The organism is Actinoplanes sp. NBRC 101535 (assembly GCF_030269225.1).
GTDB lineage: Bacteria > Actinomycetota > Actinomycetes > Mycobacteriales > Micromonosporaceae > Actinoplanes > Actinoplanes rectilineatus.
Window position 1 is genome coordinate 845,676 of the sequence record NZ_BSSY01000001.1, and the last position, 25,607, is coordinate 871,282.

Consider the following 25,607-nt stretch of genomic DNA (forward strand, 5'->3'; position numbering starts at 1 on the left):
GTCAGTGGGTACGCCCGAAGCTGGCCGCCATGATCTCCGCTGCCTCACGGGTCACCGCCGCCGACTCCAGCACCGCCTGCCCGGTGAGGACGACGACCTGATCATCGTGGTGGGGGATCACCCAGTGCCCCTGCCACCACTGCCGATCCTCGTGCCGGTACCCGAGCTCGACCACGCTGATTCCGTGCTCGTGATCGCGGCGCTGCAGCACCGTCTGCCCGGGGGCGACGAGCGCCTGCGGATCCGCCAGCCTGTCCCGCTCCACCGGACCCTGCGGGAAGATCATCGAGTCGGCCGGCCCCCGCAGGTAGAACGGTGTCCCGTCATCCGTCTCGGCCGGCGACTCCAGCGTGAAACTGGCCGGCCACCGGAGCCGGAACACCGAGGTCTCCACCATCCAGAACGGGGTCTGCGGGCCGTCCGCCACGTCGACCACGTCACCGCCGTCCACGTTCCCGCCGGGTTCGATCACCACCTGCCGGGGGCCGCCGGGCGTGAACCGGGTGACCCGCACGGCGTTGGACGCGTCCGGGACGCGCTCGAACGCGAACGGCCAGTGCGGGATCAGCGCCAGCCCGTACCCGCCCAGCCGCGCGAGCACATGTCCACCGGGCATTCCGCGCGTCCTCTCACCGTGTCCTCATGATCGCTCCGGGCGTACCCGGACGGGTCCGGTTCCGGTCTTTGAGACCCTCTCCGGCCTTGATGATCAGCTGCGGGCGCCGCGGTCGAGGTAGCTCTCGGTGCGGTTGCGTCAGCCGCGACCGGTGCCGGCACGGTCGCTGAGGACGGCTCGGGCCACCTCGTCGGGAGCCACGCCGGCCTCGGCGATCACCAGGCCGTCGGCGGACCAGATCGCGGAGCGGCCCGACGTGCGGTCGAACCCGCCACCGGTTCCTCCGGCGAACGCCGCCGTGGCGACCCACACGCCGTGGTCGGCGGCCACCCGGCGGGCACGGTCACCGTGCACCTCCGACTCGTGATCGGCGTGCACCACACCGGCGACGTAGCCGTCGATACCGAGCGCGGCGGTCAGCGCCGCGTGCTCCGGGATGCCGGTGTCGCGGCAGACCGCCAGGCCCAGCCGCCAGCCGTCGACCTCGATCACGCCGGGCACGCCAGGCGCGAACCGTTCGGCCTCCGTGCCATGCAGAAACACTTTGGTGTACGCGACGCGAGCCCCACCACCGTCCACGGCCAGCACCCCGATCCCCGGTCCGCCGGCGGGCACCTCGCCCGAAGCTCGGCTGTGCTGGTCGTGCTGGTCGTGCTGGTCGTGCTGGTCGTGCTGGTCGTGCCGGCTTTGTTGGGTCTGCCGGGTTTGTGATCCGGTGGCGGGCGCGTCCCGAGGTCCGTTGCCGGGGCCGGGGACCGGCGCGCCGACCAGGGCCAGGGAACCGGTGTCCGCGCAGGCCTCGATGATCGGTTGCAGCCGGGGATCGTCCGGCGCGATCAGCTCGGCGTCGAGTTCGTAACCGGTCAGCGACATCTCCGGAAAGACCACCACCCGGGCCCGCGCGGCCCGGACCGCCTCGGCGTGCGCGACCGCGTTCCCGGCCACGTCGTGGGCCACACAGCGCGGCTGCGCCACCGCGATGCTCAGATCTTCCCGCACTCGTCCTCCTAGCCAAGACAGCCGCCTTACGATATCCGCCGCCCCCGGTCCGCCCCGGTCCGCCCGCGTGCTGCCGGGCCCGCGCCGGGGCTGCGCTCTGCGTCGGGGTTGCGCTCTGTATCGGGGTTGTGTCCTGCGTCGGGGTTGCGCTCTGCGTCGTCGGGGTTGTGCTCTGCGTCGGGGCTGTGTTCTGCATCGTGTCCGCGCTGGGACCCTTCGGTCATGCAGACGGGCGTGCGGCCCTCCCCTGAGACGGTTGTGTCGTTCTCGGTCAGGCGGTGAGGGCTACCGTCGCGCCGAGGCCCAGCAGGGTCACGCCGGTGGCGGCGCGCAGCAGGCGCTGGGCGGCGGGGCTGGTCGCGCGGGCCCGTCCCCGGTCCAGCACGACGACGTAGAGGCAGAACCACGTTCCCGAGACAGCTGCCCAGATCGCGCCCAGGGCGATCGAGGAGAGCACGACCGGGCCGTCGGCGGTCACGAACTGGGGGATCAGCGACACCGCCACCACCCCGGCCTTCGGGTTGCCGAGGCTCGCCGCGACCCCCACCACGAAGCTGCGCCATCCCTGCCGGCTCGCGGTGGCCTCCGCGGCGACGTTGCGGTGGCCCGGCCGAGCCGTGGGTGCCTCTGCTCCGAGGTTGTGGCGTGCGTGCGGGCTTGCCGGGGCGGGGAGCGGGTCGTTCAGCGTTGCGGTGCCGGGCGCCGGGTCGTTCAGGGTCGCGGTGCCGGGCGCCGGGTCGTTCAGGGTCGCGGTGCCGGGCGCCGGGTCGTCCAGTGTCGCGGGGGAGGGGAGCGGATCGTTCAGCGTCAGCAGGGACTGGATGCCGAGCAGGATCAGCACGGCGGCGCCGGCCAGCCTGATCGCCAGGTAGGCGTGCGGGTTGGCGAGAAGCAGCGCGGAGACGCCGGCTGCGGCGGCCACCGCCCAGATCAGGATGCCGGTGCTGGCGCCGGCTACCGCGAGCAGTCCGGCGCGGCGGCCGCCGAGGACGGTCTGCCGGGTGACGGCGAGGTTGTTGGCGCCGGGCAGGACGGCGAGCAGCGTGATGGTGGCGACGAACGCCGCCAGGTGGGTGGGCATGTGCCGAGCGTGCTGCCTGCCCGGGTATTCAGGGAAGTCACCGATCTTGCGATGAGACTTAAGATTTGTTGATGGCGGACGACCCGGGGCAGTTGCGACTGTTGGCGCTGATCCGGCGGCACGGTTCGCTCGCGGGGGCGGCCGATGAGCTCGGTGTGACCGGGGCGGCGGTGTCCGGTCAGGTGGCGCGCGCCGAACGGGACTGGGGGACGGCGCTGGTGGTTCGCGGCCCGCGGGGTGCGCGACTGACCGAACCCGGTCAGGTGCTCGCCGACGCGGGCGAGGTGATCGTGGCGCAGACCCGTCGCGCCCGGGAACGGGTGACGGCGATGCTCGGCCCGCTGTCGCGGCGTCTGCGGATCGGTGCCTTCCCGACGGCGGCCCAGCATCTGCTGCCGCCCGCGTTGACGGCGCTGCGGCATCTGCGGCCGGACGCCGAGCTGACGATCACCGAGATCGTCTCCGAGCAGGGTCCGGAACTCGTGGACGCCGGAACCCTGGACGTGGCGGTCGTCTCCGGTTACGCGGGACGGCCGGTGGTGGCGCCGGGGGTACGGGTCACGCCGGTGCTGGTGGATCCGATGGTCCTCTGTCTGCCGGACGACCACCGGCTGGCCGGGCGTCGCCACCGCATCAGCCTCGGCGATCTGGCGGGTGACCCGTGGATCGTGATCGTCGCCGGTCACGCGGCGCGGCAACAGCTGGACCGGGCCGCGGCGGAGGCGGGGTTCCGGCCGGCGGTCCAGTTCGAGACCGAGAACTACAACGTCGCGCAGGCGCTGGTGGCCACCGGCATCGGCGTGACCATGCTGTCCCGTCTGACCGTCGCGTCGACGCCGGGCGTGGTGCACCGCGACCTGGCGAGCCCCCGCCTGGACCGTCAGGTCTACGCCCTCTCGTCGACCGGTGTCCCGTCCGCTGATGTCCCGCTGGCCGATCACTTCGTCGCTCTACTGACCCAGGTGGGGGCCGACCTGACCGAAAACTGGATCGCCACGCCGCTGCGATGACGACGGCGGTGGCGACGACGGCGGTGGCGACGACGGCGGTGGCGACGACGACGGCGGTGGCGATGACGACGGCGGAGGCGGTGGCGGTGGCGGAGGCCGGCCCACCACGGACTTCAGCAGGACTGCCGGGGGCGGGTCAGAGCACCGGGCTGGGCTGACGGGCGGCCGGGGGCAGCAGCGCCGGATCGCCCTCCGGCCACGCCGCGGGTTCCGGGCCGAGCGCCGTGAGCTGCTCGATCTGCAGGCGGCACCACGGGGAGAACGCCGAGTCCGGCGCGTTCGCCTCGCGGCGGAAGTCGTCCCAGGCCAGCCACCGGAAGTCGTCCACCTCGTCGGGGTGCGGGGCCGGGTCACCCACCGCGACGGCGGAGAAGACCGGGCACATCTCGTTCTCCACGACACCGTCGAGTTCGGCCCGGTAGCGGAAGGCCGGCAGGACCAGACGGAGTTCGTCGAGTTCGAGGCCGAGCTCGAAACCGGCCCGTCGCCGGACCGCGTCGGTCAGCGGCTCGCCCTGGGCCGGATGCCCGCAGACACTGTTGGTCCAGATGCCCGGCCAGGTCTTCTTGGAAAGGGCGCGCCGACTTGCGAGAAAGCGTCCGGAACGGTCGAAGACATAGCACGAGAATGCGAGGTGCAGGGGCGTTGAATCGGTGTGAACCGTGCTCTTGTCCTGCAGGCCCGTGGCCGTTCCTGAATCGTCGAGAAGAATGACATGTTCCACGGTTCGTCCCATTTTCGGACTCGTAGGAAAAGGGGGCCACTCTGCCCTGCGGTAACGCTGACCTCCACGCACATTAACCCAGACCGGCGCCGTTCCGCCAGACGTGGATCATCTGCTTCCAGGCGGCTACGGTCACTGTGCACTGTCCGAAGTTGAGCCGGTGTGGACATCCCGTCCTCATCGGTGGAGCAGGGTGGAGACACGTTGAGTATCCGTCCAAGTTGATCATGTACTGTCCGTGCAATGCGAGAACGACTCGTGACTTGCCGTGAGCCCATCTCGATAACTCTGCGCGCTTCAAGAGTATGTCAAATCAGGGCATAAGGCAGGTAAACCTACTACTAGCAGCCACAATCTGGCGGCTAAAGCGTCCACTGTGATCGATGTCTCACTCGACAACCCGTCATGATCAACTCACTATGAGTCATGTCGCAACGAGGCGAGTGTTTACGATCATCGATGGTTGCGGGGGCAGAGCTGGACGGCCGGGCGATCCCCGGCCGCCGGGGAAGCAGGGGTCGTCATGCAGGATCCGTCTGTCTTGGATCATCTGGGCGGTCAGCTCAGCCGTCTCTGTGAGGTCGTCGGAACGGACGACACAACGCCGGTCGAACTGCTTGCGGGAGTGCTCGGCAAGCACGGTTCGAGACCGTTGTCACAACCACCGGCCTGGGCGTCGGACGTCGCCGACGACCATTCTCCGGTCGAGTTCTCGATAGCCTGGAACGAGTCGGAGCCGCCCGCTCTGCGCATTCTCGCGGAGGCGCTCGGACCGGTCCCGTCGGTGTCGGCGAACATGGCCGCCACCTACGATTTTCTGCGCGCCAACGGCGTTTCCACCAGTCGCCTGGACGCGGTCCGGGACCTGTTCGACGTGGCCGCCCCGGAGGGCGACTTCGCGATCTGGCTCTCCCTGGTGTTCCGCAACGGGCGGCGCCCCGAGTTCAAGGTCTACTTCAATCCCGAGGTGCTCGGACGGGGGGAGTCCGGAGCGCTGGCGGGGGAGGCGTTCGAGCGACTGGGCCTCGGTACGGCGTACCAGAAGATGGTTGATCGCGCGGTCCGGCCGGGGGAGCTCGGTGGCCTGGACCGGCTCAGCTTCTTCGCCCTCGACCTGCACGACGCCCCGCATGCGCGGGTGAAGCTCTACGTCTCGCATCACGATGCCACCGCCGCGGACGTCGCGCGTGCCGCCGGCGTCGTGGACGGTGTGGACCCGGCCGAGGTGGCCGACTTCTGCCGGCTGGCAGGCGGGGAAAAACCTAAGAAAATCAAAAAAGGCGATAAAGGCGAGAAAAAGGGAAAGAAGCGCGGCAAGACCTACACCGGCCGCCCCCTGATCAGCAGCTTCACCCTGACCGGCGCCTCCGACGAACCCGCAGGCTACAGCGTCTACGTCCCGATCCGCAGCTACGTCGGCGACGACCGCGAAGCCCGCCGCCGCGTCGTCCCGCTGCTCGACCGGTACCGCTTCGACCCGGACTTCCTGGACCGGGGGATCGCCGCCGTGACCCGCCGGCCACTGGACTCAGGCGTCGGCCTGCTCGCCCACGTCTCGCTGCGGCTCGGCCCGCCGCGGCCGGGAATGACCGTCTACCTGTCGTCGGAGGCCTACCGGGTCGATCCGCCCCGTCCGTTACCGATCAGCGTCATCTGAAAGCAGAGGAATCCCCCCATGAGCAGAATCCCGCCGCCCTACCGGATCAAGGTGGTCGAGCCGGTCCCGTTCCTCTCCGCGCCGGAGAGGCGGGCGGCCCTGGACGCCGCCGGCTACAACCCGTTCAACCTGCGGGCCGACCAGATCACCGTGGACTTCCTCAGTGACTCGGGCACCGGCGCCACCTCGACCGCGCAGGAGGCCGCCGCCGCCCTGGGCGACGAGTCGTACGCGGGCGCGCGCTCGTGGTTCCGGTTCCGCGACGAGGCCGCCGAGCTGACCGGGTACGACCATCTGCTGCCGGTGCATCAGGGCCGGGCCGCCGAGCGGATCCTCTTCACCAACCTGCTCAAGCCCGGCCAGATCTGTGTCAGCAACACCCACTTCGACACCACGCACGCGAACGTGGAGATCGTCGGCGCCGAGGCGGTGGACCTGCCCTGCCCGGAGGCCGCCGACCTGGACAGCCACGAGCCGTTCAAGGGCAACATCGACCTGGCCGCCCTGGAGGCGCTGCTCGCCGGCCCGGACGGCGAGCGGGTCGGCCTGGTGCTGCTGACGATCACCAACAACGGGCTGGGCGCGCAGCCGGTCTCGATGGCGAACCTGACCGCCGCACGGGACCTCGCGCACCGGTTCGGCAAGCCGTTCTTCCTGGACGCCGCCCGGTTCGCCGAGAACGCGTGGCTGGTCAAGCAGCGGGAGCCCGGCTACGCCGACCGTACCCCGAAGGAGATCGCCACCGCGGCGTTCCAGCTGGCCGACGGCTGCCTGATCAGTCTGAAGAAGGACGGGCTGACCGCGATCGGCGGACTGATCGGTCTGAAGGACCCCGAGCTGTTCGGCCGCTGCGAGGCGCTGCTGATCGCGACCGAGGGCTTCTCCACGTACGGTGGCCTCGCCGGTCATGACCTCGAGCGGCTGGCGGTCGGCCTGCGCGAGGTGGTGGACCCGTCCTACCTGGCGGCGCGGGCCGAGCAGACCGCCCGGTTCGCCCGGATGGTCAACGACGCCGGGGTGGCGACGATCCAGCCGGCCGGCATCCACGCGCTGTACCTGAACGCCGGCCGCCTGCTGCCGCACCTGACCCCGGCCGAGTTCCCCGGCCACTCGCTGGGCTGCCAGATGTTCCTGGACGGCGGGATCCGCTCGGCCGAGCTGGGTTCGCTCTATCTCGGCACCCTCGACGAGGAGCACCGGCTGGTGAGCCCGGCGCCGTTCGAGCTGGTCCGGCTGGCGATCCCGCGCCGGGTCTACACCGAGGAGCATTTCGCGTACGTGGCCGAGGTGCTCGGGGACATCGCCAAGGACCCCGAGCGGATCCGCGGTTACCGCATCGTCTCGGCGCCGCCGCTCCTGCGTCATTTCAAGGTGCGGCTGGCGCCTCGGTAGAAGCCGTTGTGACGAAAACGGTCAGGCCGGCACGCGCAGGCGGTTCATCGCGTGCCGGACCAGCGCGATCAGCGCCAGTTTGCTGGACTCCCGGTCCCGCGCGTCACACCAGACGAGCGGGACCTGCGGGTCCAGCTCCAGCGCACCGCGGATCTCCTCCTCGGTGTACGCGCACTGCCCGTTGAACTGGTTGACCGCCGTCACGAACGGGATGCCCCGCCGCTCGAAGTAGTCGACCGCCGCGAAGCTGGTGTCCAGCCGTCGCGTGTCCACCAGCACGATCGCCCCGACCGCGCCCTGCGCGAGTTCGTCCCACATGAACCAGAAACGGTCCTGTCCGGGCGTACCGAAGAGGTAGAGGACCACGTCCGGGCTGATGGTGATGCGCCCGAAGTCCAGCGCCACCGTGGTGTGGGTCTTGTCCTCCACGTGCGTGGTGTCGTCCACGCCGAGGCTCGCTTCGGTGAGCAGCTCCTCCGTGGTCAGCGGCGCGATCTCGCTGACCGAGCTCACCAGGGTCGTCTTGCCGGTGCCGAAGCCCCCGGCGACGACTATCTTGACCGATGTCCGATCCACCGTCTCCTCGTTCCTACAACCGTTCCAGGCCCGCGAGCAGCGCATCGAGGACGGACATGTCGATGACCTTCTGCTGCGCCGGGGATCCGATGCCGAGATAGCCCTGCTCCAGCAGCACGTCGACCATCACCTTGACGATGGTGAGCGGGATGCGCAGGTAGGCGCCGATCTCCGCGATGGAGATCCAGTTGCCGCACTGGTTCAGGATCTGCACGTACTCGGGCTCCAGGCGGTTGGCGTCCACCTGGAGCGCGATGACCTGGGTGGCGAGGTCGAGTTTGGAGTCCCGGGGGCTGGTGCGGCCGTTGACCAGGATGTAAAGCGGCACGAACCGGCCGGCCTCCGACTCGTCGTCGCCGTCCCAGCGATCAGGCATGGCCGCTGCCGTCAGGCGCCGTCCGGGCCTCGGTCCCCAGGTAATCGCCGATGCGGGTGACGAGCCGGCTCACCTCGTACGCCACCATGCCCATGTCCACGTCCTGGTCGCAGAGGACCGCCAGGCGCGCGTTCTGCCCGGCGGCCGCGATGAACAGGGTGTGCTCCTGGAACTCGATCACCACCTGCTGCACCGGCCCGCTGGCGAACCGGCGGCCGGTGCCCGCGGCGACGCTGTACATCGAGGAGGCGCCGGCGGCGAGGATCTCCGCGAGGTCCTGCGCCATCGACGAGGACTTCTGGACGATCAGGCCGTCGGTGGAGAGCACGACGACGGAGACGACGTTCGGGACGTCGACGAGGTCGTCCAGCATCCAGGGCAGATCGGGTTGGGGGGTCGAGAGGGTCACGCGTTCCTGCCTTGCTCAGCGTCGGGTTCTGTTTCGTCGCGGTCGGCCGTCTGACCGTCGGCCCAGCCACGTTGGTAGCGCGAGAACCGGTTGCGGATCTCCTCCGGGGACCGTTTGGCGGCCGGAGGCGCGGCCGTCTCGGGAGCGGGGGGAGCGTCCTCGAGCAGTTCTGGCGCGAGGTGCTGCTGCGGTTTGCGGTGCGGCAGCGGCGGCTTGGTGCCGCTTTCGGACCCTGCCGGGGCCGGCTTCTTGGTCACGCTGGGTGCCGCCGGCGCCGGCGTGGGTGCGTCTTTCGGGGGTACGGACGTGACGGCGCTCTTGCCGTTCGATGCGATCACGGGCCCGCCTGCGTCGTCGATCTTCGGGAAGGCCCGGGTCTCGGCCTCGAGGATGCCCACCGTGGTGCGCCCGATGGAGGGGGCGGGGGCGACGGGGATCGGGGTCGCGACCGGCACGGCGGCACCGATGTCGACCGACTCCGGGGTGCCGCCGTTGCCGTCGCCGTCGGTCCGGTCCGAGACGGCCCGGTCGGTGGCGGTCCGGTCGGTGACGAGCAGACGGTCCGGCAGCAGCACGATCGCGAGCAGGCCGCCGTACGCCGAGCGCCGCAGGCTGACCTGCACGCCCTCCCGTTTGGCCAGCTCGGCGACCACGTAGAGGCCGACCTGCGAGCCGTCCTTGAGTTCGGTGACGTCCGGGGTGGGCGCGGTGGCGAGCAGCGTGTTGGCCCGGTCGACGGCGTCCGCGTTCATGCCGACGCCGGCGTCCTCGATCTCGATGGCCACGCCGTGCTTGACCTTGTTGGAGGTGACCCACACGGTGGTGCCGGGCGGCGAGAACGCGAGGGCGTTGTCGAGCAGCTCGGCCATCAGGTGGATGACCTCGGCGACCGCGTACCCGACCAGTTCCACGTCGGCCGCGCCGCGCAGGTTGATCCGCTGGTAGTTGTGCGCCTCGGCGAACGAGGCCAGCAGCACGCGGCGCAGCGGCACCGGCTTGTTGAACCGGCGGCCGATCTGCCCACCGGCGAGGATGACCAGGTTCTCCAGGAAGCGCCGGGTCTGGTTGAGCTGGTGGTGGATGTCGAAGAGGTGGACGAGCATCTTCTCGTCACCCATCTGCGACTGCAGGTCCTCGATCACCTTCAGGCCGCGCTGCAGCGGGCGCTGCGGGCGCCGGGCGACGCCCATCAGCATCGCGGTGCCGGCCGCGCGGGCCTTGGCCTCGTCGACGGCGGCCGCGGTGGCGGCCAGCAGCGACCGGTTGATCACCTCGGCGACCTGGCCGATCTCGTCGCCGCCGTAGTCCTTGCGGGCGAACTCGGCCTCCAGGCTCACCGGCTCGCGGCGGCGCAGCCGGTCCATGACGGCCGGCAGGCGCTGGTCGATCAGTTCGCCGGCGTCCTCGCCCAGTTTGGCCAGGCGGGTGGAGAGTGCCCGGTCGACCAGGACGCTGGACTGGCGGACCGCCCAGAGGATGGCGATGCCGGCGACGGTCAGCGCGATGAGACTGCCGAAGAGCGCGGTGAGCAGCTGGTTGTTGCCGGTCTTCAGGGTCTGGGCGGACACCTGGTCGGCCTCGTCGATGGTGATGTCGACGAACTTCTGCGAGACGGTGCTGGTCAGGGTGGCCCAGTCGTCGCGGTCGGCGGTGATGGTGGGCGGGATCCGCTTGCCCCACGGGCCGGCGGTGATGATCGTGTTCTCGGCGGCGATCAGCTCCTGCCAGACCGGGCCGCCCCGCAGCGCCTCGAGGTCGGCGAGGACCGCCGGTTCGAGTTGCTCGTCGATGTTGTCGAGCTGGTAGTGGTACGCCCCGACCAGGCTGACGAACTCCAGGTACTGCGGGCGGCCGAACTTGCCGGAGGCGAACGCGGCGTCCATCGCCGAACCGGCCCGCGACATCAGGTCGGAGACCTTGAAGATCTCGGTCGAGGTGATGCCGCCCTGGGTGGCCTCGGAACCCGGCACGATGCGCGCCTGGGTGTCGAACAGCACGGTCGCCGAGTCCAGCAGGCCGTTGTAGAAGTCGTACGTCTTCGCGCCGGTGGTCGACTCGGAGTCGATCGCGCTGCGGATGTCGGGCAGCTGGTCGAGGTAGCCGACCAGTTGCTCCCACGGCTCGCGGACCGAGGCCGGGGCGGAGCCGAGCGAGTCGTCGGCGACCTCGCGCAGTTCGGCGAGCTCCTTGTCGGTCTCCCGGCGCTGGTCGAGCAGCGAGCTCATGTCGCGCGACGGGCGGGCCAGGTGCGAGATGCTCAGCCGGCGTTCCTGCTGGATCGAGGAGAGCGCGGAGACCGCGGGGATGGACACCTCGCGGACCGAGTTGGCCACGGTCCGGTTGTAGATGCCGTCGTAGATCAGGTATCCGGAGGCGGCGAACCAGATCACCATGGCCACGACACTGGGAACCAGGACGAGGCGCACGACGCGGCGCTTGATCGACTGTTGCTTCCGGGTGCGCCGCAGGGTTGCGGTGGATGACGCGTCCGTGGTGGTATCGGGGCGTTCGCTCGCGCGGCCGGCCGGTATCGGAGCCAACATTCGTCCCATCGGGGCTGAGGATCAGTAAGGCGGCGGGGGTCGGTCAGGGCAGCAGGGGTCACGCGGTTGTCCGACCGCGACCCGAGGTGCGTGCCAAACCCTAGCGCCGCGCCTTGATCCGCACCAGCGAGGGTGGGTCCTCGTTGATCGATGGGTGAACCGTCCTCACTGGTCAGCGGCATATCGGGCATATGGAAATTCCTCATGTGTCCTGCGGCATGCGACTTTTCATGATCCACAAAGGATCGACCCGTGCCGCCACTGAGGACAGGCGCCGGAAGTTTCGGTCACCGCGGTGCCGATTGACGGGGATCGACGGCCGACTATATGTTGCGGGGGCACTCGCGTAACCTCCCCGAAACTTTCGGAGGCGTCCCCATGCGAAGGCTGCCCGCGTCCGCCACTGCCCACCCCCGGTCATGAGACGCCGCACGGTTCTCGCGTCGTCCGGAGCGGCTGCCTCCGCCGTGCTGATCGGTCGGGGTCTGTCCGGGAGCTCCCGCTGGGTCCACACCTGGACCGCGATGCCGCAACTCACCGAACCCGACAACCTGCCGCCCGCGCCCTTCACCGGCCCCGGCTCGGTGCTGGCCGACACCACCCTGCGGCAGACGCTGCGGATCACCGCCGGCGGCCGCCGGCTGCGGGTCCGGCTCTCCAACACCTTCGGCGGCGCCGACCTGCCGATCACCGCGGCCGCGGTGGCCCGCCCCGCTGGCGGGGCGATCGGTGTCGCCGGCATCCGGCCGGGCACCTCGTGCCCACTGCTGTTCGGCGGGAACCCGGCCGTGACGATCCCGCCCGGCGCGCAGATCGTCTCCGACCCGGTGGACGTCGCGGTGGCGGCCGGCGCCGCCCTGACCGTCAGCGTCTACCTGGCCGACGGACAGCAGGGCCTCGCCCTGACCTCGCATCCCGGGTCACGCACCACGTCCTGGCTGATCGCCGGGGACCACCACACCGCGGTCAACCCGGTCGGCGCGACAGCGGTCGACCACTGGTACCTGATCAGCGGCGTGGAGGTGCAGGCCGGCGCACCCGGCCTGGCGCTGCTCGGCGACTCGCTGACCGACGGCCGCGGGTCCACCACCAACGGCCACGACCGGTGGCCGGACCAGCTGTTCGACCGGCTGCGCGACACCGGGATCGCGGTGCTCAACCAGGCCGCCGGCGGCAACCGGGTGCTGCGCGACGGCCTCGGGCCCTCGGCGCTGGCCCGCCTGGACCGCGACGTCCTCGCGGTCAGCGGCGTCCGCTGGATGCTGGTCTTCACCGGCGTCAACGACATCGGCACGGCACCCGCCGACGAGCCGTCCCAACGGCAGGTGGTGCCGGACCTGCTCGGCGCGTACCGGCAGATGGTCGTCCGCGGGCACGCGAGTGACATCGCGGTCTACGGCGCGACGCTCACCCCGTTCGGCGGCAACATCTACGACGACCCCGGCCGCCTGCGGGAACGGTCCCGGCAGGCGGTCAACACGGCGATCCGGGGCGGGATCTTCGACGCCGCGGTCGACTTCGACGCGGCGGTGCGCGACCCGGGCACACCGGACCGGCTCGCGGCGCGGTTCGACGCCGGCGATCACCTTCATCTCAACCCCGCGGGGTACGCGACGCTGGCCGCCACCGTGCCCCGCCGGTTGCTGCAGGTCTAGCCACGTTTCGTCATCAGTGTCCGCGTGGTGACTTCAACCGCCGGGTGTGGTGATTTGGGGCGTCGAGCGCGCCCGTATTCGTCACGCCGTGATGGGTGTGGTGATTTGGGGCGTCGAGCGCGCCCGTATTCGTCACGCCGTGATGGGTGTGGTGATTTGGGGCGTCGAGCGCGCCCGTATTCGTCACGCCGTCATGGGTGTGGTGATTTGGGGCGTCCAGCGCGCCCGAAATCACCACGCGGATGGGTTTCTCGCCCTGACCACGACACGGGTCTAGGCCGCGACAGGCGTGCTGTCCCCGGTGGTGATCCGGGGGACCAGCCGGATCAGGACCACCATGGCGATCAGCTCCACCAGGGTCTGGGTGACCACCGCCAGCGCCGCGATGCGCAGCTCCGGCGGCAGGGCCAGCGCCAGCGGCAGCACGACGAGCGAGTTGCGGGTCGCGGCCGAGAACATCACCGCCCGGGTGGCGGGGACGTCCAGCCGGGCCACCCGCGCGGCCACCCGGCCGGCCAGGACCGCGGCACCGGTGAACACCGCGTACAACGGCACCACCCGCAGCAGGACGGTGGCCTCGGCGCCGACCGCGGCGATCTGCGAGCCGACCACCACGGCCAGGGTGAGCATCATCAGCGGCACCATCGCGGCGGCCATCGCCTGCTCGACCCGCCGCGCCCGCCGGGCCTGCACGATCGCGGCGGCGGCCAGCGGCAGCACGATCAGGACCAGGAACGCCTCGGTGAACGGTCCCGGCTCGACCGCGGCCAGCGCGTCCTGTCCGGCGAACAGAACCAGGTAGACCGGCAGCAGCAGGGTCTGCACCGCCATCAGCAGCGGCGTCGCGGCGAGCAGCCGGGCCCGGGCGCCGCCGGCCAGGCCGGTGAACACGATCACGTAGTCGATGCACGGGGTCAGCAGGACCAGCAGCACCCCCAGCATCAGAGCGCGGTCGTCGGCGACGAACCGGGACAGCCCGGCCGCGAGCAGCGGGACGGCCAGGAAGTTCACGCCCAGTACCGTGCCGAGGAACCGCACGTCGCGCACCGACCGGCCGATCTCGGCCAGCGGCACCCCCAGGAACGTGGCGAACAGCAGCAACGCCAGCACCGGGGTGACCGCGTGGCCGAGAGCCGGGGCGGCCTGCGGGACGACGAGACCGGCGACCGCGCCGGCGGCGATGGCGACCAGATAGAGGGGGATCTGTCGCCGTTCCACACCTACTCCTCGATGGCGTCGTTGGCGGCCGACTGTGCCCGCCGCAGACCCTCCTCGACGCCCAACTGCCCCAGGAAGACCTGCTCCAGTACGCTACCCGCCGCGGTTGTGCCGGCCCCGGCCCGAGGACCCACCGGAGCGGGGAACGTGGTGCCCCGGGCCGCGTCCAGGAACGGCCGCAGATCGACACCCTGCTTCTTCCAGTACGCGGTGAACGCCGGCTCGGCCGCGGTGACGCCGGGGAACGCGTACCCGCCCTCGGCGATCGGCCGGACGCCTTCCGCGGAGCCCAGCCACCGCAGCACCTGGCCGGTGGCGTCCCGGTTGCGGGTTGCGGCCGACGCCGCCGCGGCGACACCGTGCACCACGCTGACCCGCCCGGCCGGCCCGGCGAGCATCGGCGCGATCCCCCACGGGAACGACGCGCCCTCGTGGATGGCCCGCAGGTGGTAGGGGCCGGACTGGAACAGCGCGAGCCGGCCCTGGGTGAACAGTTGCAGCGTCTTGTCGCCGTTGGTGGTGGTGTCCGCGGCGGGCGGCGCGACGTGCTCCTCGCCGATCAGGTCGACCAGGTACCGGACCGCCTCGACGGTCTTCGGCCGGTCGGCGAAGACGAACGCGTCACCGTCCTGCCAGGCGCCGCCGTTGGAACCGACGAAGTCCCAGAGCACGCCCTGGTTGTCCAGTGAGGCGTTGAAGCCGTACACGTTGCCGGTGGTCAGCGCGCGGGCCGCGGGCAGGAAGGTGTCTCCGGTGCCGGCCGGGTTCCAGGTCAGGTCCGCCGGGTCGACGCCGGCCTTCGCGACCAGGTCCTTGTTGTAGTACAGGGCGATCGTGTCCCACAGTTGCGGGACGCCCCACAGCTTTCCGCCGCGGGTGTACAGGTCGACGACCGAGGGCGTCCAGCCGGCCCGCTGCGGATCCTCGATCGGGAGCAGCGCCCCGTTGTCGGCGTACAGGCCGAAGTTGCTGGTGTTGGTCCAGAGGACGTCCGGGGCGGTTCCCGAACCGATGTCGGTGGCGAGTTTCGTCCAGTAGTCCGCCCACGGCACCACCTCGACGGTCACCGTGATCCCCGGATTCTGCTTCGTGAACGCGGCGAACGACTCCTCGTAGGCCCGGGCGACCTGCTCGTCCCAGAGCCGGAAGGTGACCGTGCCGGTGTCCTTCTCCGGCGTGACCGAACAACCGCCGAGCAGGACCAGCACGGCGAACAGACGCAGCAGGACGCGCATGTCATCTCATCCCGGTGATCGTGATGGACCGGACGATGTGCTTCTGGAACACGAGGAAGAGCACGAGCAGCGGCAGGGTGGCGAGCGTGGTGGCGGCCGTCACCAGCGTCCAGTTCCCGGCGAACTGGCTCTGCAGCGCCGCCACCGCCACGGTCAGCACCCGCCAGCGTTCACCGCTGGTCACCACGAGCGGCCACAGGAAGTCGTTCCAGTGCGTCACCGCCGTGATGATCACCAGGGTGGCGAGGACCGGCCGGCTCAGCGGCAGCACCACGTGCCACAGCACCCGCGGATGACCGGCGCCGTCGAGGCGCGCGGCGTCGACGAGATCACCCGGGATGCCGCGGAAGAACTGACGGAGCAGGAAGACGGCGTACGGGCTGCCGAACAGTGCCGGGAGGACCAGCCCGGCGAACGTGTCACGGAGGCCGAGTTCGCTGACGATGACGAACCGCGGCACGACCGTCGCCACCACCGGCACCATCAGCGTGGCGAGGTAGAGCCGGAACACCGCGTCGCGCCCGGGGAACTCCAGCCGGGCGAAGGCGTACGCGGCGAGCACCGAGCAGGTCAGCTGGCCGACGACCACCAGGATCACCACCTGCACCGTGATGACCAGCGGCGGGATCAGCGAGTGACCGCCGACGACGAGTTCCGCGTACGCCGCCGTGCTCACCGGCGACGGCGGCGCGAGTGGCGACTCCGCGGCGAACTGGGCCGGAGTCTTCAGCGAGGTCTGCACGCTGAGCAGGTACGGGGCGAGTGTCAGCACCGCGCCGGCGACGAGCGTCAGATAGGTGATCGTGGTGCGCACCGTCAGGCCACCTCATAGGTCGTACGCCGCCGGAAGTACCGCTGCTGTGCCACCGTCACCGTGATCAACAGCAGGAACAGCAGGACCGACATGGCCGCGGCCCGGCCCATCCGGAAACTCGTGAACGCCTCCCGGTAGATCAGCGAGGCGATCACGTCGGTCCGCCCGCCGGGCCCGCCCCGCGTCATCGCATAGACCGTGTCGAACGTCTGGAACGCCGCGATCAGCCCGGTGGTGAGCACGAAGAACGTCGTCGGGCGCAGCAGCGGCAGCGTGACCAGCCGCAGCGTCTGCCAGCTGCCGGCGCCGTCGATCCGGGCGGCCTCCCGGTACTGCCCCGGGATCCCGGCCAGCCCGGCCAGGAAGAACAGCGCCACATAGCCGACGTTGGTCCAGACCGTCACCGCGGCGACGGCGGGCAGTGCCAGGCCGGGGCTGGTCAGCCACTCCACCCGTTGCCCGAGCAGCGCGTCGAGAGCGCCGTCGGACGGGTCGAGGATCCACCGCCACACCACGCCGAGGGCCAGCGGCGCGCTGATCCACGGCACCACGAAGATCGCCCGGAACACCACGCTGCCGGGCAGCCGCCGGTCCAGCAACAGGGCGGTGCACAGCCCGAGACCGGTCTGCGCCGGGACCACGATCACCACGAACAGGGCGGTGACCGCGAGCGACCGGATCAACGCCGGATCGGTGAGCACCACCCGGTAGTTGGCCGTGCCCACCCACCGTGCCGGGCTGACGAGATCCCATCGGTAGAGGCTCATCACGGCGACCACGACGACGGGCGCGACGAGGAAACCGACGACGCCGACGAGGCTGGGCGCGAGGAACGCGTACCCGACCCAGGGCCGTTTCTCTGCATCACCCATAGGCCTACGAGGCTAAGTGATCGCGACCTCCGCGTCGGTGAACCGCGCGCGTAGGACGGGTTCATGCGGCGCTGATCACCCGGCCGGGTCGCGTGCCCACGACCCGGCCGTCCGCCATGGCACAGTGAAATGATGAGACCCGAGGAGGAAATGGTCGCGCTGGCGCTCGACGTCGCCGAGGACGGGATGCGGGCCGGTGAACTGCCCATCGGGGCGGTGGTCGTGATGGGCGACGAGATCATCGGGCGGGCCTACACCCAGGAACGCACCCTGGGCCGGCGGCTCGTGCACGCCGAACTCCTCGCCATGGAACAGGCCGACCGGCGACTCGGCTGGACCCGCCGCGACGGGCCGGTCACCCTGGCGGTCACCCTCGAACCGTGCCTGATGTGTCTCGGCGCGGCGATGGCCTTCGGGGTGCGGCGGGTGTACTACGGCCTCGAAGCCCCGGACGACGGCGCCGCGGGCGTGCCGGCGGTGTGGCGGCCCGCGAGTCAGGACATGTCCTTCTCCCACCTGCCGACGGTGACCGGCGGCTACCTGCGCAAGGAATGCCGCGACCAGTTCGCCCGATATGCGGCGGCGGCGCCGGACGGCTCGTTCCAGCGGTACGCCGAGCGGATGGCGGCCCTGCCCGACTACCGCATCGACTGAACCGTCGACACGCCGGCCTCAGCTCTCCGCCGGCCTCGTCGGCGGCCACGTCAGGGAATCATCCGGGATGTCCGTCCGGTGCAGCGCCCGCGGATCGCTCAACGGCAACTCCCGGGCCACCAGTCGCGCCACCTCGATCGCGCCGTGCGCGTGGAAGTGCGTGTTGTCGGAGACCCCGTCCGGATAGTTCGGCGACACCCCGGCCGCGAGCCACAGGAAATACTCCTTCGTCGCCTCCGGCCCCAGCTTCGTCCACAATGCGAACGACAACGCGGTCAGATCGATCAGTGGCGTGCCGGTCTCGGCGGCCAGGGCCCGCATCGAATCCGGGTACTCCCCGTGCGACGGATAAGGCGTGCCGTCCGCGGTGAACCGCCGCCGCTCCACCGGCGTGACCAGGATCGGCGTGGCCCGCCTGGCCCGAGCCCCGTCGATGAACAGGCTGAGGTACTCCGGGAAGGTGCCCCACGGTGAGGTGTACCGCGCCGGATCCTCGATCTTCTCGTCGTTGTGACCGAACGAGATCAGCAGCACGTCGTGCGGCCGCAGCGCCGTCAGGATCCGGTCCAGCCGCCCGAGATCCACGAAACTCTTCGAGCTCGCCCCGGACAGCGCCTCGTTCGTCACGCCGATCCCACGCCGCAGGAACACCGGCAGGGCCTGCCCCCAGCCCGCGCGGGGGTGGTCGGCGGTGGCATAGGTGGCGGCTGTGGAATCCCCCGCCACGAACACCGTCGGCCGCCGCTGGGGATGCGCCTGGGCTGGTCCGGTCAGTGCTCCGGTGCCCGCGATCGCACCACCGAGAACGGTTTGCAGCAGCACTCTACGGTTCAGGTCCATGCGCCCATGTAATCAACGATCGTCTATGCATGGCAAGGGTTGAGGCAAGCGCTTTCCCGCTGCAGAACCGCATTATGTGTACGCTGTGGAGTCTGCCCGGATCCGCGGCGCCCGACGGGCTGTGCCGTTCGTGGGAGCAGTCACCTCCCGCGGCTCCGTTCCTCAGCCCCAGGTTCCAGTCTCAGGTCTCGCTCCCTGGTTCCCGGTCCGCGGCTGCCCGGCTGCATCCCCGGTGATCCGGTGCGCCGGATCCAGACACGTTCCGCGGTCAGGGTGCGAAACCCGTCCGCGTGGTGACTTCAGGCGCACTGGGCGGCTGAAGTCATCACGCTCGTGCTGGGGTGTGGTGACTTCGGGTGCCCTGGGCGGCTGAAGTCACCACGCGGACCCCGATGACGAAACGTGTCTCGTGTTCCCGGGCGTGATCACTGTTGGTGCCGCTGTTCCGCTCGCGGACCCGGCCGCGGCGCGAACGTCCCGAACGGGGATGCCCGCGCCGCGCCACGGCTCACTCGTCCCGTTCCTCCAGGACGCGATGTCGTTGATCAGCTGGTGGTGACGGTCAATTCGACACGGCGGTTGACGGCCCGGTGAGCAGCGGTGTCGTTGGGGACCTTCGGGTGGGCCTCGCCGTACCCGACGACCGTGAGCCGCTCCCGATCCACCCCGAGTTTGCGCAGGCCGGCCGCCACCGACTCGGCACGCTTCTCACTGAGCGCCTTGTTCATGGCCGCGGCCCCCCGGGAATCGGTATGCCCCCCGATCCGAATCCGCGCGTCCGGATTGGCCTCAAGCAGGTCAGCGAGTTCCCGAAGCCCGTCCCGAGACTCGGGCGTCAACGCCGAACTGTTGGTGCGGAAAGCCGGCGCGGGCACACTGTCGAACTGCGTCTGCAGGTCAGCCACCGTCATGGCGTCGACAACCGTCACCCCGGACTTCGCGGCGGCCTCAGCGAGCGCCGCGTGCGCCGCTGCCGTAGGAGCCACCCCCGCCAGCAACACGACGTTGTTCTCCAGGCGTACCGAAAGCCCGTCGCCGCCATCGGGCAGAGCCCGCAGAATGGCAGGCAGCCGGTCAAGCGCAGATCCGCCGCTGAGGTCCTTCGCCACGGCGACCCGATCGTCGACAGCCCGCGCTCCGAGCGCTGCCGTCACTGCGGCCGTCATTGCCGCCCGATCCGCCGAGGACGGCACGACACCCGTCATGACGGCCCGCCCACCGCGGACCTCGACCACCAGAGACGAAGTGGGCCCTGGCGCAGGCAGTTCCCCAGCAGATTCCCCGCCATCCACGTCTTCACCAGCGCCATCGTCCGTACTGTTCCCGGCATCCGTGTTGTTGTCCGTGTTGTTGTCAATGTTCGCGTCGCCGTTTGCACCGTCGTTCGTGCCGTCGTCTGTGCCGTCGTCTGTGCCGCTGTCGGTGTCGGCGTCGGTGTTGTCCTGGCCGGTTCCGACGCGGATATCGACGGTCCGGACTCCGGTCACGTCCTCGACGATCTCCCGCGCCCGCTCGGCGTCCGCAGCGGTTCTCGCGACGACCAACCCATCCCGTCCCGTGAACGAAACTGTGCTGCCGCTCTGCCCCGCGGCGGCCAGGGCGGCACTTGCTCGGCTGGTCAGGTCATCCTCGATGCGGTGCCGGTTGGGCACCAGCTGAAGTCCGAGGATCAACGCCAACCCGATCACGATGGCCACCAGCGAACCCCGGCGCCGCTTCCCCCGAACCGCCACCCCAGGCCCAGCCGTAGCAGCCTTGCCGGAGTTCTTCGAGGTCAGCCCACCGCCCGGGGTGCCTTCGTAGCCCTTTCCACCAACAAACCGCGTGCTGCTCGTGCCGTTCGTGCTGCTCGTGCCGTTCGTGCCGTTCGTGCCGTTCGTGCCGTTCGTGCTGCTCGTGCTGCTCGTGCCGCTCGTGCCGCTCGTGTTGACTGCGCCAGTCATGTTGACGCTATCGGTCATGTTGACGGCATCGATCGTGTTGACAGAATCAGTCGTGTTGACGCTGTCGCTCACGGAGCTGCCAGCACCCTTTGCGACCTTCGTTGAGTCGACAGGAGCTGACTGATCAACCTCGGGTGCAGCGTTCGCCGAAGAGTCGTGGCTTCCGGAGGCGATGATCGAGCGGGTCGTGATGCGTCGGCGATTGCGTGCACCGACGATGTGGCCTGCGCCGCGAATCAGGCCGGTCATCGGACAGTCTCGGTTCCGCGAACAGTGTTGACGCCGTGAGCAACAGCGTCGGCACCAACCGCCGGTGATCCGCTAACGGTCGGTGATCCGCCAACGGCCGGTGATCCGCTACTCGCGTCGGATTCGCCTGCGGCCTCGGAGGCGTGAGGGTCCTCGCCACCGCGAATGGTCTCGCCACCGCGAATGGTCTCGCCACCGCGAATGGTCTCGGTTCTGCGAACGTCCTCGGTCCCATGAACAGGCTCGGCTTTGTGAGTGGTATCCGCGCTGCGGCCGGCTTCAGGGTTGCGGGAGATCCGAGGGTTGCGAGAGATCCGAGGGTTGCGAGAGGTTTCGGGGTTACGGGACTGGCCGGGGGTGGGGGACGGCTTGAGGGCGTGGAGGGCCTCGGTGTCGCGGCCGGCGATCAGGCGGGCTGTCAGTTCGGCGAACGCGTCCTCGTCGCCGTCAGCCAGCAGCTGGGCCTGGCGGCTCCACGTGACCAGGCTCGGGGCGAAAGAGAGACCGGCGGCTTTGATGGCGGCGCGCTTCGTGTCGTCGTCGGTGTCGGCGAGCTTGCTGAACGTGCGGATGCCCGCCACGCGCAGGGCTGCGGCCATCACCGGGCCGATACCTTCGATGCGTTCGAGTTCGTCGTCGTGAACGTGTGGTTCCGGAGCGGGGTCAATGGTTGGCGCCGAAGGTTCCGCGGACTTTTCGGAAATGGGTTCGGAAGGTGCTTTCGCAGGTCGCGTGGAAAGTCTTCCAGCCAATAGTCCGAGAAGAAATGCGAGAACGATGAAGACGATAGACTGGCCGATGAACCAGACCATTGTTACCTCCGGGTGCGGACGCGCTGAAGCGCCGTGAACAGGGTGTATCGCACTTCACGCCCGCATGCAAAGGCGTTCCTGGGTAGGGTGCGATGACGGATTCCCGCGTCCGGGCCCGCTACTGCCCAATGAGGATATACGGTTGATCAACCATTCTCAAAATGCGCACTAATGCGCCGTGAGTGAGTGTTCGGCTACGGATTGGGCGCCGCTTCCGGATGCCGGGAAGGGCTGGAAATAACGCGGCTCACCATTTCCGAATGCACTCGACGGCCACGCCCGCACTGAGCCGCCGCGACTTCAGCGCGTGGCACTCCCGTCCCCGCGCGACCAGTCCAGGGCGGCGACGGTGCTGGCGGCAGCGACGGCAGCGACGGCAGTGCCTGTGGTGTCGGCGGTGGCCACGACCGTGACGACGACGGCGGTGGTGGTGGTGACGACGGCGGTGGTGGTGGTGGTGGTGGTGACGACGGCGTTGGCGGCGGTGGTGCCGGCCACCGTCACGCTGCCGTAGTAGTCCGACCTGTGTCGCTGTCCAACCTGCCCGCCGTCACGCCAGTTGCTGGTGCAGGCAGCCGTAGGTGACGGCTGAGGCGGCCCTGCCGTCGATGACGGTTGAGTTTCGTCTCCTGGGCAGCCGTGGTGGACGGCTCGGTTGGTTCGGCCGTTGGTGGTGGCTCGTTCGGGGGTTCGATTCGACCGTGGTTGACGGCTGGTGACTCCAAGCCGTCGTCGGTGGTTGAGTTTCGCTCGCTGGGCTGCCGTAGCCGACGGCTCGGTCGAGCTGGCCGTTGGTGGTGGCTCGTCGGCGGGTTGTGGCCGACCGTGGTGGACGGCTCGGTCGAGCTGGCCGTGGGTGGTGGTTTGCCGGCGGGTTGTGGCCGACCGTGGTGGACGGCTCGGTCGAGCTGGCCGTGGGTGGTGGCTCGTCGGCGGGTTGTGGCCGAGCGTGGTGGACGGCTTGGTCGGGCCGGCCGTCAGGCATGGCTCGTCCGTGGTTCCCGGGCGGCGACCGTGGTCGACGGCTGGTGGCTCTGTGCGCCTGTTCGAGTGCTGTGGGCGTACCCCGGAAGGAGGATGACCGGTCAGTTGGGGGTGACCAGGCCCTGCAGTCCGACGATGATGGCGATGACGCCGAAGATGCCGAGGGCCAGCCAGCGGCCGGTGGCGTCGGTGCCCGGTTCCGGGGCGATCGGGGTGCGGCCGGTGAGGCGTTCCCAGGCCAGGCAGATGCCGACCGCGATGCCGACGATCTCGAAGTGGAAGACGTTCGGGCCGGAGAACGCGTGCACGATCAGGAAGTAGCCGCCGGCGACCAGGGCGATGACGCCGATGATCCAGCGCCACGGTGCCATCTTCGCGGCGAATCTGCCCAGGTCGTAGCCGACCACCGGCGCGCGGCCGAGCAGTGGGATGGCGAGCAGGAGTCCGCCGAGGATGTTCACCAGGTCCAGCAGCAGGGACATGATCATGGCTGCGGTCCTTCCGGTCGGGGCGACGGGCTTGCTGATCATGAATGGTAGCGCTCCCAAATTGCCTCTGCCGGAAGCGGGGCTGGTTACGTTAACATCGCAATTCATGAATGTTACGAAGGCGTTCACGGCCGTCCTCGTGCTCGCCGCGGCGGTGCTGCTGCCCGCAGCGCCTGCCCAGGCCGCCCCGGTCACCGTCACCAACGGCATCCAGTTCACCGACACCAGCGGCGCCGGCCTGCACGCCCACGGGGGTGGCGTGCTCAAGGTCGGCGACTACTACTACTGGTTCGGCGAGAACCGCAACACCGACAACACGTTCAAAGCGGTCTCCGTCTACCGGTCCACCGACCTGAAGAACTGGGAGTTCCGCAACAACGTGCTCACCCCGTCCGCCGCCACCGAGCTGCAGGGCGCCAACATCGAGCGCCCGAAGGTCATCTACAACGCGTCGACCGGCCGGTTCGTGATGTGGATGCACAAGGAGAACGGCACCGACTACGGCGAGGCGCGCGCCGCGGTGGCGTCGTCGGCGACCGTCGACGGCACCTACACCTACCACGGGAGTTTCCGGCCGTTCGGCAGTTACATGTCGCGCGACATCACGCTCTACAACGACGGCGGAACCGCGTACATGATCTCGGCGGCCGACGAGAACTACGACCTGCACATCTACCGGCTCACCGCGGACTATCTGAACGTCGACACGCTCGTCGGCAATTTCTGGAACGACGCGCACCGCGAGGCCCCGGCGATGTTCAAACGCGGCAGCACGTATTTCCTGCTCACCTCCGGCGCCACCGGGTGGAGCCCGAACCAGGCCAAGTACGCGACCGCCTCGAGCATCAGCGGCCCGTGGACCAGCTGGACGAATGTGGGCGACGGCAGCACCTTCCGGTCACAGCCGACCTACGTGCTGCCCATTCAGGGGACGAGCACGACGAGTTACCTCTACATGGGTGACCGCTGGGCCGGGGCGTGGAGCGGGCCGGTCAACGACTCGCAGTACGTCTGGCTGCCGATCACGTTCCCGAGCAGCACGAGCATGAGTCTGGCGTGGTATCCGACCTTGACGATCGACGCGGCCGCGGGCACCGTCACCGGCAATCCGCCGTCCTATTTTCAGGTCACCAACCGTAACAGCGGCAAGGTCATGGACGTGATCAGCTCCTCCACCGCGGACAGCGCCGAGATCAAGCAGTGGACCTGGAACGGCGGCGTCAACCAGCGCTGGGAATTCCGCGAGGCGGGCGGCGGATACGTCAACGTCGTCAACCAGAACAGCGGGAAATGCCTCGACGTGGCCTCGTCCTCCACCGCCGACGGGGCGAACGTCATCCAGTACACCTGCGGCGCCGGAACCAACCAGCAATGGCAGTGGCAGGCCTACGGCAGCTATTTCCGGCTGGTCGCCCGGCACAGCGGGAAATGCCTCGACGTCGTCTCCTCCGGAACCACCGACGGCACCGACATCCAGCAGTACACCTGCGGCAGCGGCAACAACCAGCAGTGGTCCCGCACGGCGCTCTAGCTTTCTCTCTCCTTTTCTCGTACGCGTGACCGGAGGCACCGGGGCTACCTTCGCGGCCCCGGTGCCTCCCCAGGTCGTAGCGCGGGCGCCGGGGCATGCCCGGGTGGTTGCTCCCGTCCGGTGAGTGGGGGCGCTTCCGGGTAAAAGTGTCGTACCCGCGGTCTAGTGTTCGGGCACCGGTTCGTTGTGGAGCCGGTTCGGGCGCCGGTTCCATGCCGGGGCCGGTCCGGGCACCGTGAGAGAGGAATCCCGCTGTGGCGAAGGTTGTCTCCACCCTGTTCATCTCGGCCGACGGTGTCGCCGAGATCGACCCTGCCTGGCACTTCGTCTACTTCGACGAGAACATGGGCCGGGCCGTCACCGAGGACTACGAGACCGCCGACGTGCTGCTGATCGGCCGCGAGACCTACGGCAGCTTCGCCGGGGCCTGGCCGGAGCGGGAGGCCGCCGGTGGTGAGGACGCGTCGTTCGCCAAGCAGCTCGGCGACATCCGCAAGATCGTGGTCACCCGGCAGTCGCCGGAGTTCACGTGGCGCAACTCCGAGGCGATCACCGGTGAGCTGACCGAGGCGGTCACCGCGCTCAAGGCCGACCCGGCGATCAAGGGCATCCTGGTGCCCGGCTCGATCTCGGTGGTGCAGCAGCTGCTCGCCGCCGGCCTGGTCGACGAGCTGCGCCTGCTGGTGCACCCGGTGGCGGCTCGCAAGGGGCGCAAGCTGTTCGACGAGGGCGACCGGGCCTACCACCTGACGGTGACGGCCACCGAGGTCTTCCCGACCGGCGTGATCCGGGTGATCTATGTGCCGGGCGAGGCGCCGGCCGCGGTCGGCTACGACGAGGTCCGCGACGCCGGCGACGTCCCGAAGGGCGACTGACCGCTCCCGCCGCTGGGCGGGCGTCAGCCGGCTGGGCGTGTCCGTCGGCGGTGC

At 69.8% G+C, this 25,607-nt stretch carries 26 protein-coding genes; 9 read left to right on the forward strand and 17 right to left on the reverse strand.

Going from position 1 to position 25,607, the window contains the following annotated elements; translation table 11 throughout:
• Position 1 precedes the first annotated feature (1 nt).
• From QSK32_RS03625 to QSK32_RS03635, 3 genes are all read right to left on the reverse strand, one after another.
• On the reverse strand, positions 2 to 616 hold the full coding sequence (locus QSK32_RS03625) for a hypothetical protein (RefSeq protein ID WP_045747125.1): 615 nt from the start codon (positions 614 to 616) through the stop codon (positions 2 to 4).
• Between the two features lie 138 nt (positions 617 to 754).
• On the reverse strand, positions 755 to 1,615 hold the full coding sequence (locus QSK32_RS03630) for a nitrilase-related carbon-nitrogen hydrolase (protein WP_285471179.1): 861 nt from the start codon (positions 1,613 to 1,615) through the stop codon (positions 755 to 757).
• 271 nt (positions 1,616 to 1,886) lie between these two features.
• Positions 1,887 to 2,696 (reverse strand): LysE family translocator, encoded by an 810-nt coding sequence (locus tag QSK32_RS03635; RefSeq protein ID WP_285471180.1) that lies wholly within the window; start codon positions 2,694 to 2,696, stop codon positions 1,887 to 1,889.
• Between the two features lie 71 nt (positions 2,697 to 2,767).
• Between QSK32_RS03635 and QSK32_RS03640 the strand changes: the two genes are divergently transcribed.
• Together QSK32_RS03640 and QSK32_RS03645 are read left to right on the forward strand one after the other, a co-directional pair.
• Positions 2,768 to 3,706 (forward strand): LysR family transcriptional regulator, encoded by a 939-nt coding sequence (locus QSK32_RS03640; protein WP_045747122.1) that lies wholly within the window; start codon positions 2,768 to 2,770, stop codon positions 3,704 to 3,706.
• Positions 3,703 to 3,864 (forward strand): hypothetical protein, encoded by a 162-nt coding sequence (locus QSK32_RS03645; RefSeq protein WP_285471181.1) that lies wholly within the window; start codon positions 3,703 to 3,705, stop codon positions 3,862 to 3,864. Before QSK32_RS03640 ends, QSK32_RS03645 begins: the two co-directional genes overlap by 4 nt.
• Here the strand turns inward: QSK32_RS03645 and idi are convergent.
• A complete protein-coding gene (idi, locus tag QSK32_RS03650; RefSeq protein ID WP_285471182.1) occupies positions 3,843 to 4,430 on the reverse strand; it encodes an isopentenyl-diphosphate Delta-isomerase in 588 nt (195 codons plus the stop codon). The genes QSK32_RS03645 and idi overlap by 22 nt on opposite strands.
• Before the next feature lie 523 nt (positions 4,431 to 4,953).
• On the opposite strand from idi, the gene QSK32_RS03655 reads away from it, so the two are divergent.
• Together QSK32_RS03655 and QSK32_RS03660 are read left to right on the forward strand one after the other, a co-directional pair.
• The gene (locus QSK32_RS03655) at positions 4,954 to 6,087 is read left to right on the forward strand and encodes a tryptophan dimethylallyltransferase family protein (protein ID WP_045747120.1); all 1,134 of its coding nucleotides are present in this window, start codon (positions 4,954 to 4,956) and stop codon (positions 6,085 to 6,087) included.
• Between the two features lie 18 nt (positions 6,088 to 6,105).
• The gene (locus QSK32_RS03660) at positions 6,106 to 7,479 is read left to right on the forward strand and encodes a tryptophanase (RefSeq protein ID WP_045747119.1); all 1,374 of its coding nucleotides are present in this window, start codon (positions 6,106 to 6,108) and stop codon (positions 7,477 to 7,479) included.
• Positions 7,480 to 7,500: 21 nt separating this feature from the next.
• Here the strand turns inward: QSK32_RS03660 and QSK32_RS03665 are convergent, their stop codons facing one another.
• Genes QSK32_RS03665 through QSK32_RS03680 form a run of 4 tightly spaced genes read right to left on the reverse strand, consistent with a single transcriptional unit; the run spans position 7,501 to position 11,233 of the window.
• Positions 7,501 to 8,100: a GTP-binding protein gene (locus QSK32_RS03665; protein WP_045747118.1), complete on the reverse strand. Its 600-nt coding sequence runs from the start codon at positions 8,098 to 8,100 to the stop codon at positions 7,501 to 7,503.
• Positions 8,069 to 8,431 carry a DUF742 domain-containing protein gene (locus tag QSK32_RS03670; protein ID WP_045747117.1) on the reverse strand — a complete coding sequence of 121 codons (363 nt, stop codon included), beginning with the start codon at positions 8,429 to 8,431 and terminating at the stop codon, positions 8,069 to 8,071. Before QSK32_RS03670 ends, QSK32_RS03665 begins: the two co-directional genes overlap by 32 nt.
• A complete protein-coding gene (locus QSK32_RS03675) occupies positions 8,424 to 8,840 on the reverse strand; it encodes a roadblock/LC7 domain-containing protein (protein WP_245674279.1) in 417 nt (138 codons plus the stop codon). The genes QSK32_RS03670 and QSK32_RS03675 overlap by 8 nt, the downstream gene beginning before the upstream one ends.
• Positions 8,837 to 11,233, reverse strand: coding sequence for a sensor histidine kinase (locus QSK32_RS03680; protein WP_285471184.1), 2,397 nt, complete (start codon positions 11,231 to 11,233; stop codon positions 8,837 to 8,839). The genes QSK32_RS03675 and QSK32_RS03680 overlap by 4 nt, the downstream gene beginning before the upstream one ends.
• Positions 11,234 to 11,850: 617 nt before the next feature.
• On the opposite strand from QSK32_RS03680, the gene QSK32_RS03685 reads away from it, so the two are divergent.
• Both QSK32_RS03685 and QSK32_RS03690 read left to right on the forward strand, forming a co-directional pair.
• A complete protein-coding gene (locus tag QSK32_RS03685; protein WP_285471185.1) occupies positions 11,851 to 13,038 on the forward strand; it encodes an SGNH/GDSL hydrolase family protein in 1,188 nt (395 codons plus the stop codon).
• Positions 13,039 to 13,084: 46 nt separating this feature from the next.
• Positions 13,085 to 13,315 (forward strand): hypothetical protein, encoded by a 231-nt coding sequence (locus QSK32_RS03690; protein WP_285471186.1) that lies wholly within the window; start codon positions 13,085 to 13,087, stop codon positions 13,313 to 13,315.
• Here QSK32_RS03690 and QSK32_RS03695 read toward each other — a convergent pair.
• The 4 genes from QSK32_RS03695 to QSK32_RS03710 are packed head-to-tail and all read right to left on the reverse strand — an operon-like array spanning position 13,312 to position 17,177.
• The gene (locus QSK32_RS03695) at positions 13,312 to 14,256 is read right to left on the reverse strand and encodes an arsenic resistance protein (RefSeq protein ID WP_285471187.1); all 945 of its coding nucleotides are present in this window, start codon (positions 14,254 to 14,256) and stop codon (positions 13,312 to 13,314) included. The genes QSK32_RS03690 and QSK32_RS03695 overlap by 4 nt on opposite strands.
• A gap of 2 nt (positions 14,257 to 14,258) precedes the next feature.
• Positions 14,259 to 15,491 carry an ABC transporter substrate-binding protein gene (locus tag QSK32_RS03700; protein ID WP_285471188.1) on the reverse strand — a complete coding sequence of 411 codons (1,233 nt, stop codon included), beginning with the start codon at positions 15,489 to 15,491 and terminating at the stop codon, positions 14,259 to 14,261.
• A gap of 1 nt (position 15,492) precedes the next feature.
• Complete coding sequence (locus QSK32_RS03705) at positions 15,493 to 16,305, reverse strand: carbohydrate ABC transporter permease (protein ID WP_285471189.1); 813 nt, start codon at positions 16,303 to 16,305, stop codon at positions 15,493 to 15,495.
• A gap of 2 nt (positions 16,306 to 16,307) precedes the next feature.
• On the reverse strand, positions 16,308 to 17,177 hold the full coding sequence (locus tag QSK32_RS03710; protein WP_045743662.1) for a carbohydrate ABC transporter permease: 870 nt from the start codon (positions 17,175 to 17,177) through the stop codon (positions 16,308 to 16,310).
• Between the two features lie 132 nt (positions 17,178 to 17,309).
• Here QSK32_RS03710 and QSK32_RS03715 point away from each other — a divergent pair, with 132 nt between their 5' ends.
• Complete coding sequence (locus QSK32_RS03715) at positions 17,310 to 17,831, forward strand: nucleoside deaminase (RefSeq protein ID WP_245674030.1); 522 nt, start codon at positions 17,310 to 17,312, stop codon at positions 17,829 to 17,831.
• Positions 17,832 to 17,849: 18 nt separating this feature from the next.
• Here the strand turns inward: QSK32_RS03715 and QSK32_RS03720 are convergent, their stop codons facing one another.
• The 5 genes from QSK32_RS03720 to QSK32_RS03740 all read right to left on the reverse strand — a co-directional run bounded on the left by QSK32_RS03720 (position 17,850) and on the right by QSK32_RS03740 (position 23,189).
• Positions 17,850 to 18,671 (reverse strand): rhamnogalacturonan acetylesterase, encoded by an 822-nt coding sequence (locus QSK32_RS03720; RefSeq protein WP_045743663.1) that lies wholly within the window; start codon positions 18,669 to 18,671, stop codon positions 17,850 to 17,852.
• A 545-nt stretch (positions 18,672 to 19,216) separates the two neighbouring features.
• Entirely contained in the window at positions 19,217 to 20,863 is a 1,647-nt protein-coding gene (locus QSK32_RS03725; RefSeq protein ID WP_285471190.1) for an OmpA family protein, read from the reverse strand.
• On the reverse strand, positions 20,860 to 21,675 hold the full coding sequence (locus tag QSK32_RS03730) for a helix-hairpin-helix domain-containing protein (RefSeq protein ID WP_285471191.1): 816 nt from the start codon (positions 21,673 to 21,675) through the stop codon (positions 20,860 to 20,862). The genes QSK32_RS03725 and QSK32_RS03730 overlap by 4 nt, the downstream gene beginning before the upstream one ends.
• A 300-nt stretch (positions 21,676 to 21,975) precedes the next feature.
• Positions 21,976 to 22,179, reverse strand: coding sequence for a hypothetical protein (locus tag QSK32_RS03735; protein WP_285471192.1), 204 nt, complete (start codon positions 22,177 to 22,179; stop codon positions 21,976 to 21,978).
• A gap of 581 nt (positions 22,180 to 22,760) precedes the next feature.
• Entirely contained in the window at positions 22,761 to 23,189 is a 429-nt protein-coding gene (locus QSK32_RS03740; protein WP_285471193.1) for a hypothetical protein, read from the reverse strand.
• 64 nt (positions 23,190 to 23,253) lie between these two features.
• On the opposite strand from QSK32_RS03740, the gene QSK32_RS03745 reads away from it, so the two are divergent.
• Complete coding sequence (locus QSK32_RS03745; protein WP_045743665.1) at positions 23,254 to 24,678, forward strand: RICIN domain-containing protein; 1,425 nt, start codon at positions 23,254 to 23,256, stop codon at positions 24,676 to 24,678.
• Positions 24,679 to 24,932: 254 nt separating this feature from the next.
• Positions 24,933 to 25,553: a dihydrofolate reductase family protein gene (locus QSK32_RS03750; protein WP_285471194.1), complete on the forward strand. Its 621-nt coding sequence runs from the start codon at positions 24,933 to 24,935 to the stop codon at positions 25,551 to 25,553.
• The last annotated feature ends 54 nt before the right edge of the window (positions 25,554 to 25,607 follow it).